13 protein-coding genes are annotated in these 14017 nt (G+C 69.3%); 4 read left to right on the top strand and 9 right to left on the bottom strand.

Annotation, left to right across the window (positions count from 1 at the left end):
• Positions 1-7 precede the first annotated feature (7 nt).
• Complete coding sequence (locus tag ASC55_RS13155) at positions 8-1273, bottom strand: hypothetical protein (protein WP_055876487.1); 1266 nt, start codon at positions 1271-1273, stop codon at positions 8-10.
• 187 nt (positions 1274-1460) lie between these two features.
• A complete protein-coding gene (locus tag ASC55_RS13150; protein WP_055876484.1) occupies positions 1461-1889 on the bottom strand; it encodes a DUF1761 domain-containing protein in 429 nt (142 codons plus the stop codon).
• A gap of 226 nt (positions 1890-2115) precedes the next feature.
• Here ASC55_RS13150 and ASC55_RS13145 point away from each other — a divergent pair, with 226 nt between their 5' ends.
• Both ASC55_RS13145 and ASC55_RS13140 read left to right on the top strand, forming a co-directional pair.
• Positions 2116-3786, top strand: coding sequence for a glycoside hydrolase family 13 protein (locus ASC55_RS13145; RefSeq protein ID WP_055876482.1), 1671 nt, complete (start codon positions 2116-2118; stop codon positions 3784-3786).
• Positions 3787-3872: 86 nt separating this feature from the next.
• A complete protein-coding gene (locus tag ASC55_RS13140) occupies positions 3873-4880 on the top strand; it encodes a LacI family DNA-binding transcriptional regulator (protein WP_055876480.1) in 1008 nt (335 codons plus the stop codon).
• Here ASC55_RS13140 and ASC55_RS13135 read toward each other — a convergent pair.
• Positions 4877-6523: an FAD-dependent oxidoreductase gene (locus ASC55_RS13135; RefSeq protein ID WP_055876478.1), complete on the bottom strand. Its 1647-nt coding sequence runs from the start codon at positions 6521-6523 to the stop codon at positions 4877-4879. The two genes, ASC55_RS13140 and ASC55_RS13135, sit on opposite strands and share 4 nt — an antisense overlap.
• A 258-nt stretch (positions 6524-6781) precedes the next feature.
• On the opposite strand from ASC55_RS13135, the gene ASC55_RS13130 reads away from it, so the two are divergent.
• The gene (locus ASC55_RS13130; protein WP_055876475.1) at positions 6782-7069 is read left to right on the top strand and encodes a metal-sensitive transcriptional regulator; all 288 of its coding nucleotides are present in this window, start codon (positions 6782-6784) and stop codon (positions 7067-7069) included.
• A 51-nt stretch (positions 7070-7120) separates the two neighbouring features.
• On the opposite strand, the gene ASC55_RS13125 is transcribed toward ASC55_RS13130, so the two are convergent.
• From ASC55_RS13125 to fdxA, 4 genes are read right to left on the bottom strand one after another with little or no spacing between them, the layout of a single operon-like run.
• A complete protein-coding gene (locus tag ASC55_RS13125) occupies positions 7121-7750 on the bottom strand; it encodes a superoxide dismutase (RefSeq protein WP_055876472.1) in 630 nt (209 codons plus the stop codon).
• 12 nt (positions 7751-7762) lie between these two features.
• Positions 7763-8272, bottom strand: a complete 510-nt coding sequence (locus tag ASC55_RS13120) for a flavin reductase family protein (RefSeq protein ID WP_055876469.1) — start codon at positions 8270-8272, stop codon at positions 7763-7765.
• Positions 8269-9627 carry an FAD-dependent oxidoreductase gene (locus ASC55_RS13115; protein ID WP_055876466.1) on the bottom strand — a complete coding sequence of 453 codons (1359 nt, stop codon included), beginning with the start codon at positions 9625-9627 and terminating at the stop codon, positions 8269-8271. Before ASC55_RS13115 ends, ASC55_RS13120 begins: the two co-directional genes overlap by 4 nt.
• Positions 9624-9950: a ferredoxin gene (fdxA, locus tag ASC55_RS13110; protein ID WP_055876463.1), complete on the bottom strand. Its 327-nt coding sequence runs from the start codon at positions 9948-9950 to the stop codon at positions 9624-9626. The genes ASC55_RS13115 and fdxA overlap by 4 nt, the downstream gene beginning before the upstream one ends.
• 117 nt (positions 9951-10067) lie before the next feature.
• Between fdxA and soxR the strand changes: the two genes are divergently transcribed.
• Entirely contained in the window at positions 10068-10517 is a 450-nt protein-coding gene (soxR, locus tag ASC55_RS13105; RefSeq protein WP_055869318.1) for a redox-sensitive transcriptional activator SoxR, read from the top strand.
• 126 nt (positions 10518-10643) lie between these two features.
• On the opposite strand, the gene ASC55_RS13100 is transcribed toward soxR, so the two are convergent.
• Positions 10644-12890, bottom strand: coding sequence for a glycoside hydrolase family 3 N-terminal domain-containing protein (locus ASC55_RS13100; protein WP_055876460.1), 2247 nt, complete (start codon positions 12888-12890; stop codon positions 10644-10646).
• Positions 12890-14017, bottom strand: coding sequence for an ABC transporter permease (locus tag ASC55_RS13095; RefSeq protein WP_055876458.1), 1128 nt, complete (start codon positions 14015-14017; stop codon positions 12890-12892). Before ASC55_RS13095 ends, ASC55_RS13100 begins: the two co-directional genes overlap by 1 nt.

Below are 14017 nucleotides of genomic sequence, written 5' to 3'. Positions count from 1 at the left end.
CCCCGGGTCACTCGACCGGCAGAGCGAAGGGGTTGTCCCCGGCTGCCGCGAGCAGGTACCACGCGGTCGCACCGGTGTGCAGGCTGGCGTAGTAGAGGTCGCCGAATCCGGAGTCGAGGCCGTCGTTCGACGTCGCGACGATGCCCTTGCCGTCGCCGTTGGGCGCGTCGCGCTGCGCCAGACGGATGCTGCTCAGCAGCGTCTCGGCGCGATCGGCGTCGCCCGCTCCGTCGCGCAGCTTGAGGGCGAGAGCCAGGTGCCCGCCGCCCTCGAACCATGCCTTGGACACGTCGACCTCGCTGATCGACGGCCCCGTGTACGGGCCATCGGTCGCGATCAGGTTCGCGAGTGTCCAGTCCAGAGCGGCGCCGTAGCGCGGATCGCCGGTGGCGAGTGAGCTCCACGTCTGGGCATCCAGGGGGATCGGGCGGGTGTTGACGGTCGAGCCGTCGAGTCCCGTGCCGGTGTTCACGTGGCCGTCGGCACTCTGCATCGCCGCGACGAAGTCGGCCGCCACGGCCGCTCTCTCCGACCACACCGGGTCCCCTGTGAGCTGTGCCAGCTGCGTGAAGAACCCCGACACATCGCTGTTGTGCTCGGTGGACTTCCAGCTCAGCGACGTGCCGTCCTCGAGCTGACCGCCGGTGTAGCCGTACGGGGCCCTGACCATGTCGGCCGTGTTGTCCTGGATCCACTGCCCCACACGCAGCGCTCCGTCGAGGTACCGCTGATCCCCGGTGGCGTGTGCGAGACGCGTGAGGGCCAGCCCGACCCATGCCTGATTCCCGGTGAACGAACCGGGACCGGTGATCTCCACTCGCCCCTGACGGATTCCGTGCGGCTCGTACGACGCCCGGGTGCGCCCGTCGCCGATCGGGTCGTTGTCCTGCACGAAGAGGAGCGTGTCGCCGATCGCCCGCGCGCGACGGAGATCATCCGGAAGGCCGCGCGCGGTGTAGGCGATGATCACGAGCGCGTCGTCGTAGACGAACGATGGTGTGAAGTCCCAGCTCGGAGTGGTGAAGAACCCGCCCTCGTAGCTGCGCGGCAGACAGTGACCGGCCCCGTCGCAGAACTGATCGACACGCGCATCCAGGAACTCGTACGCCAGCGCGACGGACTGCGCGGCATCCGGAGCGCCCGCCCCGGAGCCCTGGTCGTCCGCCGGCCGGATGGCTCCCCAGGCGGCAGGAGCCGCTCCCACGAGCACGGCCGCGGCGACGAGCGCTGCGGCGATCGTCCACGGCGCCGATCGGCGCGAAGAACCGGACATCGGGACCCCTCGGTCAGAGCCGCGCGCCGTCAGGACCACGCGGGCGGCCCGGAGGCCACGAGACCCACACTGACAGCCCCGTCGAGACCGCAGAAGCGGCGAAAGTCTAGGGATGCCTCTCCCATCGGCGAATCCGATGCGCGCCGATCCGCTGACCGCCCCCGATCCCCGGAGTCCGGGCGGTTCGCTAGGCGATCGCCGGCGGCCAGACGCCGGTGATGAGCGCCATGACGACGACGGTCACCAGCTCGTGAGCGATGTTCAGGGTGGTGAGCCTGGTCGAGCGCCCCTCGAACGCGTCATGCGTGATGAAACGGGCGGCCGTGAAGCCCGCCCACAGCGTCACCGCGGTGACGATGGCACCCCAGAAGTACGATCCGCCGTAGAAGTGCCAGGCGATCGAGGAGGCTCCGGCGAGCACCCATGCCGTGATGAAGCTCACGATCACGGTGGTGATGATGGGCCAGACCGCCGTCGCCGCCGGACGGTCCATGTCGACGTTCGCGAGCTTCGACCACCGCGTACCGAACACCTTCGGGGCGTACCAGATCGAGCCGACGATCATGCTCGACGCGGTGGCCAGCAGGACCGCCCAGTAGTTGATCTCGGGAACCATGACAGCCTCCACTCATCGGATGCCTCACCCTACTCCCCGGTTGCGATCGGGCCGCCGGCGACACCGGCATGATCGCGTGACGGATGCATGACCCCCGCGGGCGAAGAGCTCATGCATCCGGCGAATCCTCCTGCAAACGCCCGCACGCCCGCGCACAGCTCCCGTCACCGAACCGATTCGATCCCCGCTCTGGCATGAATGTAAGCGTTTGCACTAGCCTGTTCCCATGGCACAGCTTGAGCAGATCGCAGCCCCCGGTTCCGAGTGGTGGCGCAGCGCCGTCATCTACCAGATCTACCCCCGTTCCTTCGCGGATGCCTCGGGTGACGGCATCGGCGACCTGCCGGGCATCACCAGCCGGCTCGACGCCCTGCAGGAGCTCGGCGTCGACGCGATCTGGCTGAGCCCGTTCATGACCAGCCCGCAGCGTGACGCCGGCTACGACGTGGCCGACTACCGCGACGTCGACCCGCTGTTCGGCACGCTCGCCGACTTCGACGACATGCTCGAAGCGGCCCACGCACGCAACATCCGCGTGGTGGTCGACCTGGTGCCGAACCACTCCTCCGACCAGCACGTCTGGTTCCAGCAGGCACTGAAGGCCGCGCCGGGAAGCCCCGAGCGCGCGCGCTACATCTTCCGCGACGGCAAGGGCGAGAACGGCGAGCTTCCGCCGAACAACTGGGAGTCGGTGTTCGGCGGCGGCATGTGGGAGCGCGTCGTCGAGGCCGACGGCACCCCCGGCCAGTGGTACCTGCACATCTTCGACGCCACCCAGCCCGACTTCGACTGGACCAATGAAGAGGTGCGCGAGGAGTTCCGCTCCATCCTGCGCTTCTGGCTCGACCGCGGTGTCGACGGCTTCCGCGTCGACGTGGCGCACGGCATGATCAAGGCCGACGGCCTGCCCGACTACACGCCCCCGAGCGATGCCGACTCCATGGGCGGCGGCGAGTCGAACGTGCCGTACTGGGGCCAGGACGGCGTGCACGACATCTACCGCGACTGGCACAAGGTGCTCGCCGAATACGACGGCGACCGCGCGCTGTGCGGCGAGGCCTGGATGCCGACGCTCAAGCAGACCGCTCTCTGGGTGCGTCCGGACGAGATGCACCAGACCTTCAACTTCCCGTATCTGATGACGCCGTGGGATGCGAAGGCGCTGGGCGATGTCATCCGCGAGTCCCTCGACGACTTCGGCGCGGTGGGCGCCCCCAGCACCTGGGTGCTGTCGAACCACGACGTCGTGCGCCACGCCTCGCGCCTCGCGCTGACCGCCGAGAACCCCCAGGGCGAGGGCATCGGCCCGAACACCCCGAACAAGCCGGACACCGCGATCGGCCTGGCACGCGCCCGCGCCGCGACCACGCTCATGCTGGCGCTGCCCGGTTCCTCGTACCTGTACCAGGGCGAGGAGCTCGGGCTGCCCGAAGCCATGGAGATCCCGGACGAGTACCGTCAGGACCCGACCTGGTTCCGCACGAACGGCGAGCGCTACGGACGCGACGGATGCCGCGTGCCGCTGCCCTGGGAGGCGGAGGCTCCGGCGTTCGGCTTCAACGACACCGGTATCTCGTGGCTCCCGCAGCCCGCCGACTGGTCGGCCTACGCCCGCGACGTCGAGGAGGTCGACCCCTCGTCGACGCTCGCGCTGTACAAGCGTCTGCTGGCCGCTCGTCGTGAGCACGGCTTCGGCAGCGGCTCGCTGGTCTGGGAAGACGCCGGTCCCGACGCGGTGGCCTTCCGCCGCGGTGACGTGCACGTGGTCGCGAACCTCGGCACCGCGCCGATCGACCTGCCGGCCGATGCCCTCGTGATCCTGCAGAGCCAGCCGTTCGAGGGCGCATCGATCCCGGTCGACACCGCCGTCTGGTACACCACCGCAATCCAGGCCTGACAGGCCCTTCCGGTCGCGATTCCTGCCGCTCACTCCCCCGTGAGACGACAGGAATCGCGACCGGAGCACTTTTCGAGAAGGAACACATGGCCAGCATCGATGAGGTCGCCCGGCTCGCCGGAGTCTCCACCGCGACCGTCTCGCGCGCACTGAGCGGACGCGGCCATGTGTCCGAGTCCGCGAAGGAGAGGGTGCAGGCCGCGGCGCAGTCGCTCGGCTACGTCGTCTCGTCGCGCGCGTCGAGCCTGGCCTCCGGTCGCACCCGCAACGTCGGCGTCATCGTCCCGTTCCTCGACCGGTGGTTCTTCAGCACGGTGCTCTCCGGCGTCTCCGCCGCTCTCATGCGCGCGGGCTACGACATCACGCTCTACAACATCACCGCCGACAAGGACGTGCGCCGCCATGTGTTCGACACGTTCCTGCGTCGGCAGCGCGTGGATGCCGTGATCGCGGTGTCGATCGAGCTCGACGAGGACGAGACGCAGTACCTGCTCGATCTCGGGCTTCCCGTGATCGCGATCGGCGGTCCGAACCCGAAGCTCGACACCCTCACGGTCGACGACATCGCGGTCGCGCAGCTGGCGACCGAGCACCTGATCAGCCTCGGCCACACCGACATCGCGCACATCGGGGCGAACCCCGAGTTCGACATCGACTTCCACATCCCGACCAACCGCCGCCTGGGCTTCGAGAAGGCTCTGGCGAAGGCCGGCCTCCCCCTGAACCATGCCTTCCTCGAACCAGCCGACTTCACGGTCGAGGGCGGATACCGGGCGGCCAAGCAGCTGCTCGGACGCCCGGGACCCCGCCCGACCGCGGTGTTCGCGGCGTCGGATGAGATGGCCATCGGCGCCCTGCTCGCGGCTCGCGACCTCGGCTTCAGCGTGCCGGAGGAGCTGTCGATCGTCGGCATCGACGGGCACGAGCTCGGCGAGTTCTTCCGCCTGACCACGGTCGATCAGTTCCCGCTCGGACAGGGAGAGCGGGCAGCGGATGCGGTGCTTGCGAAGCTCGCCACCCCGGATGCCGTGCACATCCCCTCGGCGCTGCCCTACGAGCTGAACGTGCGCGGGACGACCGCGCGCCTGCTCTAGCCGCGAAGCAGGGTGGCGTCGCGCCAGGTGCGATAGCCGCCGTCGAGGTTGCGCGCGTCGACACCGTACTGCCGGAGGATCCGGGTGGCGATGTGCCCGCGCAGTCCGACCTGACAGTGGACCACGACGGGCCCGTCCGGCAGTTCGTCCCGCCGATCCCTGAGCTCGTCGACCGGCACGTTGAGGGCACCGGGAATCGCCCCGGCCGCGAACTCCGCGGGCGAGCGCACGTCGATCAAGGTGGCTCCCGCCGTCTGCGCGGCCTCGAGCTCATGCCACTGGATCGTCGGAGTGGTGCCGGTGCGGGTGTTCTCCGCGACGTAGCCGAGGATGTTCACCGCATCCTTCGCCGAGCCGAACTGCGGCGCGTAGGCGAGCTCGAGATGCGCGAGCTCGGCCGCGGGCATGCCGGCCTGCATGGCCGTCGCCACCACGTCGATCCGCTTGTCCACACCGTCTCGCCCGACGATCTGCACCCCGAGGATGGCGTCGGATCCAGGGTCGGCGAGCAGCTTCATCGACAGCGTCTCGGCACCGGGGTAGTACCCCGCATGGGATCCGGGGTGCACGTGCACGACGTAGAACTCGCGCCCTGCCGCCCGGAGCTGCCGTTCACTCCACCCCACCTTCGCCGCGGCGATCCCGAACACGCGGACGATCCCGGTGCCGAGTGCGGGTCGCACCGTCTCGGTCCGCCCCGCGATGAGATCGGCCACCATGCGGCCGTGTCGGTTCGCGAGGCCGGCCATGGTGATGAGAGCCGTGTCACCGCCCACGAGCTCGAGCTTCTCGACGCCGTCTCCCACAGCGAACACGTCGGGCGCGCTCGTGCGGCACATCGAATCGACCGCGATGCCGCCGGTCTCACCGAGGCGGATGCCGGCGCCCTCCGCCAGCGCCGTCTCCGGTACGACGCCGGAGGCATCGATGACCAGTTCCGCGGCGACCGACGACCCGTCGCTGAGCGTGACGGCGCCGCTCCCCGCCGTGGCGACCTCGACCCCGAGGCGCACGTCGACACCGCGCGCACGGATCTCGGCGGCGATCGGGGCGGCCATCTCCGCATCGAGAGGAGAGAGCAGGTGGGGCCCCCGCTGCACGAGGGTGACCGACGCTCCCCGTGCGACGAGGTTCTCGACCGCTTCCAGGCCCGTGTAGCCACCGCCGACGACCACCACCGGCACTCCGGGGCGCGAGAGCGACGCATCGATCACGTCCGCGTCTTCGACAGTCCGCAGACTGCGGACGGGGACGTCGGAGAGGGGCTCATCCCGCCGCGGGCGCGCACCGGTGGCGAGGATCAGCGTGTCGTAGCGCTGCGTGAAGCGGCGCCCGGTGTCGATGTCCATGACCTCGACCACCTTCTGGGCGGTGTCCACGCGCACCACATCGTGACGCACGCGGACGTCGAGTCGGAAGCGGCTGCGCAGCGACGCGGGCGTCTGCAGGAGCAGCGACTCGCGTTCTGTGATCGCGCCTCCCACGTAATAGGGCAGCCCGCAGTTCGCGTAGGAGACCTCGGGTCCGCGTTCGAAGACCACGATCTGCGCGTGCTCGTCGAGCCGGCGCAGGCGCGCAGCCGCCGACATCCCCCCGGCGACACCGCCGACGATGACGACCGTGAGCGGTTCGGCGGACGTCATCGCTGGAACATCCGCGAGAAGAAGCCGCGCTGCGTCTGCTCCTTCGGGTGCCCGGAACACCACTGCGATGCGGGAACCGTTCGCCGCACAGCGTCGACGTGCTCACCGCACCCCGCCCAGGTCGTCTTGCCACAGGTCTTGCAACGGACAGCTCGGCACATTGTTCTCGACTCCTCACCGATACCCCCACGGGTATCTGGGTCTCACTATACCCCAGGGGGTATAGTGAGAAGTCCAGCCGACACTCAGGGAGCGAACATGTCATCCGCAGACGCCGAGACTCAGCGCAAGATCGTCAATCGACTCAAGCGCGCGCAGGGACAGCTCGGGGCCGTGATCGCCGCCGTCGAAAGCGGAGGCGACTGCCGCGCGGTGGTCACACAGCTCGCCGCCGTCACCTCGGCGCTCGACAAGGCGGGCTTCCAGATCATCGCCTCCGCCATGAAGGAGTGCCTGACCGACCCGGAGGCGGAGACGGAGACGGCCACCGACACCGGTGGGGTGTCGATGGCCGAACTGGAGAGGCTCTTCCTCTCCCTCGCGTGACCGCGAGCACGGCCGGTCGCGCAGATACTCACGGCCGGCCGCACATCACGGTCAGCTCGCGACGATGAGACCCTTCGTCGCCGTGCGGGCTGCCTCGAAGCGACGCTGCACGTCGGGCCAGTTCACCAGCTCCCAGAACGCCTTGACGTAGTCGGCGCGCACGTTGAGGTAGTCGAGGTAGTACGCGTGCTCCCAGACGTCCAGCTGCAGCAGCGGGGTGACGCCGAGTGGGGCATTGCCCTGCTGGTCGAACAGCTGGAAGATCACGGGGCGCGCTCCGACGCTGTCCCACGCCAGCACGGCCCAGCCCGATCCCTGCACGCCGAGCGCGGTCGCGGTGAAGTGCGCGCGGAACGCCTCGATCGACCCGAACGCGTCGACCAGTGCGGCCTCCAGCTCGCCCTCGGGGGCGCCGCCGCCCTCGGGCGAGAGGTTCTGCCAGAACACCGAGTGGTTGATGTGGCCGCCGAGGTTGAACGCGAGGTCCTTCTCGAGCTTGTTGACGTTCGCGAGGTCGCCGGCGCTGCGAGCGGTCGCGAGCTGCTCGAGCGCGGTGTTCGCACCGGTCACGTAGGCCTGGTGGTGCTTGGAGTGGTGCAGCTCCATGATCTTGCCCGAGATGTGCGGCTCGAGGGCCGAGTAGTCGTAGGGCAGCTCAGGGAGCGTGTAGAGAGTGGACATGACGTCTTCCTTTCAGTGGTGGGTGTCGTTCGGAAGGGCGTGGAAGTGGCGGTCGAGGTAGACGAGCGGGCGGCCGGTCGGCCCTGCCAGCACGTCGATGACCTCGGCGATGACGACGGTCGACGAGCCGACCGCCACGGTCTGGATCGTCCGACAGCGCAGCGCCGCCCTGGCCTCGGGGAGATGAGGCTCTCCGGTCGGCAGTGCGGCCCACCCCTGCTCGGGCGTGAATCGCTCGGAGCCGCTCACGGCGAAGCTCTGCGCGAGGTCGGCATGCTCGTCGTCGATCAGGTGCACCACGAAGGTCGCAGCCCCCAGGATCGCCCCGGCGGAACCGGTGGCACGGGTCACGGAGAACACGATCGCGGCAGGGTCGACCGCCACAGAGGCGACACTCGACGCCGTGAGACCGACCGGGCCCTCGGGTGTGCTCGCGGTGATGATCGCGACGCCGGCGGGGTGCGTGCGGAACGCGGCCTTGAGCGCCTCGCCGATCGGGGTGGGTACGGGTGTCGCGGTCATCGGCCGGCCTCCATCATCTGTTCCTGCTTGGCATGCATCAGCATCTCCTCACGCTCGACGAGCTTGGTCCGCTCGCGACCGCGGTCCGCGCCGGCGCTGCGCTCGGCCGCATCGATGCGCAGCCACCCGTCGAAGTCGACGGCGTGGGTGAGATGCGCGATCGGGTCGTCGTCGCGGGCCTCGCGCTCCAGGGCGTCGAGGTCGTCCACGAGATGTCCGATGGTCTGTGCGGCGTCCGATTTGGTCGAGCCGATCAGCCCGACCGGGCCACGCTTGATCCAGCCGGTCGCGTACAGCCGCGGGATCGGTGCGCCCTCCGCGTCCACGACGCGTCCCTCGACGTGCGGCACGACGCCGAGATCGGCGTCGAACGGCATCCCGGGAACAGGGGTCGAGCGGTAGCCCACGGCACGATAGACCGCCCCGACCTCATAGCGCAGCAGGTGCCCGGTACCGACCATCCGACCCAGCTCGTCGGAGGCGGTGCGCTCCATCTCGATGCCCGTCACGGCGTCGGAGCCGAGCAGTCGCACCGGGCGCTGCCGCAGGTGCAGGTGGATGCGGCGCGAGGCGGTGCGGCTCGCCGGATCGAGGGCCGCCCACTCGGTCATGGTGCGCACGATGATGCGGCGCTGCGAGAACTGGGCGACCATCCGCTCGGCGTGCTCGTCGAGAGCGAGCTCCTCCGGGTCGACGATCACGTCGACGTCGTCCTGCTCGGCGAGCTCTCGCAGCTCCATGGCCGAGAACCGCACGTCGGCGGGGCCCCGACGGGCGAACAGGTGCACGTCGCGCAGCGGGCTGGTCGCGAGCTGATCGAGCACAGCATCCGGAGTGTCGGTGCGGCTCAGCGCCGAGGCGTGCGTGGCGAGGATCCTCGTCACGTCGAGCGCCACGTTGCCCGCACCGAGCACGGCCACCGTCTCCGCCGTGAGAGGCCAGGTGCGCGGCGCATCAGGGTGCCCGTCGTACCAGGCGACGAAATCGGCCGCGCCGAAGGATCCGGGCAGATCGATGCCGGGGATGTCGAGGGCGACGTCGAGGTCGGCCCCCGTCGCCACGATCACCCCGTCGTACGCCGCACGCAGCTCGTCGATCCCGACGTCGACGCCGATCTCGACGTTGCACCGCAGCCGGATGCGCGGGTTCACGAGCACCTCGTGCAGCGCATCGGTGATCTTGCGGATGCGCGGATGGTCGGGGGCGACGCCGTAGCGGACCAGGCCGTAGGGCGCCGGCAGCTTCTCGAACAGGTCGATCGACGCGTTCGGCACGCGGCCGAGCAGGATGTCGGCGGCGTAGATGCCCGCAGGGCCCGCCCCGACGATGGCGATGCGGGGTTCGACGACGGTCATGCGTGTTCTCCCTGGGGCGCGAGTGCGGCGATGATCGGGTGGTCGAAGGCGAGCATCCCCGTCTTCGCGGCGCCTCCGGGAGCTCCGATCTCGTCGAAGAACTCGACGTTGGCCTTGTAGTAGTCCTGCCACTCGTCGGGCAGATCGTCTTCGTAGTAGATGGCCTCGACGGGGCAGACCGGCTCGCAGGCACCGCAGTCCACGCACTCATCCGGGTGGATGTAGAGCGACCGCTCGCCCTCGTAGATGCAGTCGACGGGACACTCGTCGATGCAGGCCTTGTCCTTCACATCGACGCACGGCAGAGCGATCACATAGGTCATCGCGGGGTCTTCGTTCGGGTCACGCTGTCCTCGTTCGGTCGTTCGGCCCGTATCGGGGCCACCTGACAACCGTAAAACCTCAAGTATACTTGAGGTCAAATCGAGGAAGGCACCGGGATGAGTCCGCACGCACCCGACGAGCCGCTGACGATCGGCGAGATGACCAGGCGCACCGGAGTCGCCGCTTCCGCTCTGCACTTCTACGAGTCGCTCGGCCTCATCGCCTCGACCCGCACCCCCGGGAACCAGCGCCGCTACGCCCGGCACATGCTGCGCCGCGTCTCGCTCATCACGGTCGCCAAACGCCTCGGCATCCCGCTGTCCGACGTGCAGACGGCTTTCGCCGACGTACCCCTGACCGAGACTCCGAGCCACGCCGACTGGCAGCGGGCCTCGAGGCGCTGGAAGCGCGAACTCGAGAAGCGCCGTGAGGGCATCGAACGACTCGAACGCGAACTCACCGGATGCATCGGCTGCGGCTGCCTGTCGATGAAGGCGTGCGGCCTGCTCAACCCCGACGACGCCCTGGGCACCCAGGGCGCCGGCCCCCAGCGCCTGCAGGACTGACCCCCCTCGTCGCCGCGTCAGTATCGCCGAGACCCACGCTCGCCCGCCAGACCCATCGCCGGATACGTCGGCGGCAGTGGGCCTCGGCGAGGGGCGTGGGTCTCGGCGAGGCAGGGCTACGACAGGTCAGGCGACCTCGAAGTCCGCGGAGAGGAGAGCCTCGTCGCGGGAGCTGGGGCCGACGAGCAGCTCGAAGGCGCCGGCCTCGACGATGCGGTTGCCCGCGGCATCCACGATCGTGCAGTCGGCGACCGGCAGCTCCACCCGCACGCGCGCGGACTCGCCGGGGGCGAGGTCGACCTGACGGAAGGTCTTGAGCTCCTTGTCGGTCCAGCTCACGCTCGTCACGGAGTCGCGCACGTACACCTGCACGGTCTCGCGCACGGACCGCTCCCCGGTGTTCGACACCGTGACATGACCGACGATGGTGTCGGACTCCCGCAGCGAAGTCGCGTCGAGCGTCAGGTCGGAGTACTCCACCGTCGTGTACGAGAGGCCCTCGCCGAATGCCCAGGCGGGCGACTGCGTGAGGTCGGCATAGCGATCGCCGTGCTGTCCGCGGATCTGGTTGTAATAGGTCGGCTGCTGGCCGACGTGGCGCGCGAACGAGATCGGCAGGCGCCCCGACGGTTCGGCCGCGCCGGAGATGATGTCGGCGAGTGCGCGCCCGCCCTGCATGCCGGGGTTCGCCGCCCAGATCACGGCGGCGGCCTTCGATGCCGATGCCGGGAGCACCAGCGGCTTCGAGGCGAGCAGCACGATCACGACGGGCGTGCCGGTCGCGATGAGCGCATCGATCAGGGCGTTCTGCCCGCCGATGAGCTCGAGCGTCGCAGTGGAGCGCCCTTCGCCGACCAGCTCGATCCGGTCGCCGACGACCGCCACGACGACGTCGGAGTCGGATGCCGCGGCGACGGCCTCCGCGATCAGCGCGGCATCCGGCTCGCAGGCCTTCACCACCGGCGGACGCGGCTGCTTGTCGGGGAAGAACGGCCCCTGCGGGTCTTCTTCGAGCGTGAGGATGTCGGCGCCGCGGGCGTGCGTGATGGTCCAGCCGTCGACCGACTGCAGACCGTCGAGCACGGTCGTGATCATCTCGCGGGGCTGGCCGTCGAGCCAGCCCGCCTGGCCGGAGCCGCCTGCCCAGTCGCCGAGCTGTGTCTGGGCATCGTCGGCGAGAGGCCCGGTCACGGCGACCTTCAGCGCCGCCGTGGGATCGAGCGGCAGCACACCGTCGTTCTCGAGCAGCACCAGCGAGCGTCGGGCGACCTCGAGGTTCAGCTCGGCGTGCGCCGCACTGCCCACCACGGCGTCGAGCTCGGTTCCGGGAAGACGCGGGTTCTCGAACAACCCCAACTCGAACTTGAGCGTGAGGATGCGCGCGGCCGCCGCATCGAACGCGTCGTCGGCGAGCATGCCCTCGGCCACCGCGTCCAGCGCTCCTTCGAAGAACGACGGAGTGGTCATGATCATGTCGTTGCCCGCCCGCACGGCTGCCGCGGCCGCGTGCATGATGTCGGGCTGGATCCGCTGCTCCCACACCATGCGACCGACGTTGTCCCAGTCGGTGATGAGCGTGCCGGTGTAGCCCCACTCACCGCGCAGCACGTCGCTGAGCAGCCAGTCGTTGGTCGTGATCGGCACGCCGTCGGTGGTCTGATAGCCGAGCATGAACGTGCGGCATCCTTCGCGGGCGACGCGCTCGAACGGCGGCAGGAACCACGAGCGCAGCTTGCGCCGTGAGATGTCGGCCTCGCTCGCATCACGCCCGCCCTGCGTCTCGGAATACCCGGCGAAGTGCTTGGCGGTCGCGAGGATCGCGGTCGGATCGTCGAGTCCGTCGCCCTGGTAGCCGCGCACCATCGCCGAGGCCAGCTCGCCGATCAGGAACGGGTCTTCGCCGAAGGTCTCGTCGATGCGACCCCAGCGCAGGTCGCGCGCGATGCACAGCACGGGAGAGAACGTCCAGTGGATGCCGGTCACCGCGACCTCTTCGGCGGTCGCGCGTGCGACGCGCTCGACGAGGTCGGAATCCCACGACGCGGCCATGCCGAGCTGCGTGGGGTAGATCGTCGCTCCCGGCCAGAACGAGTGCCCGTGGATGCAGTCCTCCGCCACCAGCAGCGGGATGCGGAGCCGGGTCTGCGCCGTGAGCTCGTTCGCCCGCAGGATTCGCTCCGGCGAGGTGTGCAGGATCGATCCGGCGTGACGGCGGGCGATGTGGTCGTCGATGTCGTCGCGGGCGTCGAGCTGGAGCATCTGCCCGACCTTCTCCTCCAGCGTCATACGGCTGAGGAGGTCGGCCACGCGTTCGGGGATCGAGAGAGCGGGGTCCTGGTACGGGAGCTGCGTGGTCAGAGTCTGAGAGGTCATCACTTCGTGTTCTGGGTCGAGGTCTTCGAGGAGTCGGCACTGTCGGGTGAGGCCGCCGACGTTACGGGATCGGGAGCCTTCTCGGGCAGGGGCACGCTGCGGACGGCCGTGACGGCGTCGTTCACGTTCAGCCCCTTCTTCTTCATCGCTCTGGCCCGCTCGCCCGCGGAGCGCAGGCGCGGGTTGACGTACTCGTCGATGCCGAAGTTGATGAGCGAGAGGGCGACGCCGATGATCGCGATGCAGAGCCCGGCGGGCACGTACCACCACCACAGACGCGGGAACGCGCCGTTCTGCTGGGCCCAGAACAGGATGGTGCCCCAGTTCAGGTTGCTCACCGGGATCACCCCGATGAACGCCAGCGTGGTGAGACCGAGGATGGCCGCCGTCACGGTCCCGACGAAGCTCGAGGCGATGAGCGCCATCAGGTTCGGCAGCATCTCGACCGTGATGATGCGGCGCAGCGGTTCACCGTTGGCGCGCGCGGCCTGGATGAAGTCGCGGTTGCGCAGCGACATCGTCTGGGCACGCAGCACTCGGGCACCCCAGGCCCATCCCGTGATGCCGAGCACGGCGGCGATCACGATCAGGGGCGGGTTCTCGAACTGGGAGGCGATGATGATGATCAGCGGGATGCCGGGGATCACCAGGAACACGTTGGTCAGCGCCGACAGCGACTCGCTCTTCCAGCCGCGCACGTACCCGGCGATCACACCGATGGTGATCGCGATGATCGTGGCGATGAAGGCGGCGAGGAAGCCGACCACGATGACTCCGCGGGTGCCGTAGATGATCTGGCTCAGCACATCCTCCCCCATGTGCGTCGTGCCCAGCCAGTGCTCCCAGGAGGGGGGCTGGCGCAGGGCGGTGCGGTCCTTCTGGGTCGGACCGTACGGCGAGATCCACGGCGCGAGGATGGCGATGAGCACGAACACCCCGAGGATGATGAGCCCGGCGATCGACTTGGGGTTGCGGAACATCGCGAACGCCTGGGCGAGCTGCGACCAGAACGTCTTGCGCGGTGGGGCGGCGACGGGCGGGGTGCGCAGCGTAGCGGTCTCCGGCATGCCGGAGACGACGGCCGATCCGTCGGGTGCCGTGCTGTGGGCGGTGGTGGGAACGGTCAT

Source organism: Microbacterium sp. Root322 (assembly GCF_001425645.1).
GTDB classification, from domain to species: domain Bacteria; phylum Actinomycetota; class Actinomycetes; order Actinomycetales; family Microbacteriaceae; genus Microbacterium; species Microbacterium maritypicum.
The sequence above is the reverse complement of the archived record's forward strand: the minus strand, read 5'-3'. Positions and strand labels throughout refer to the sequence as shown.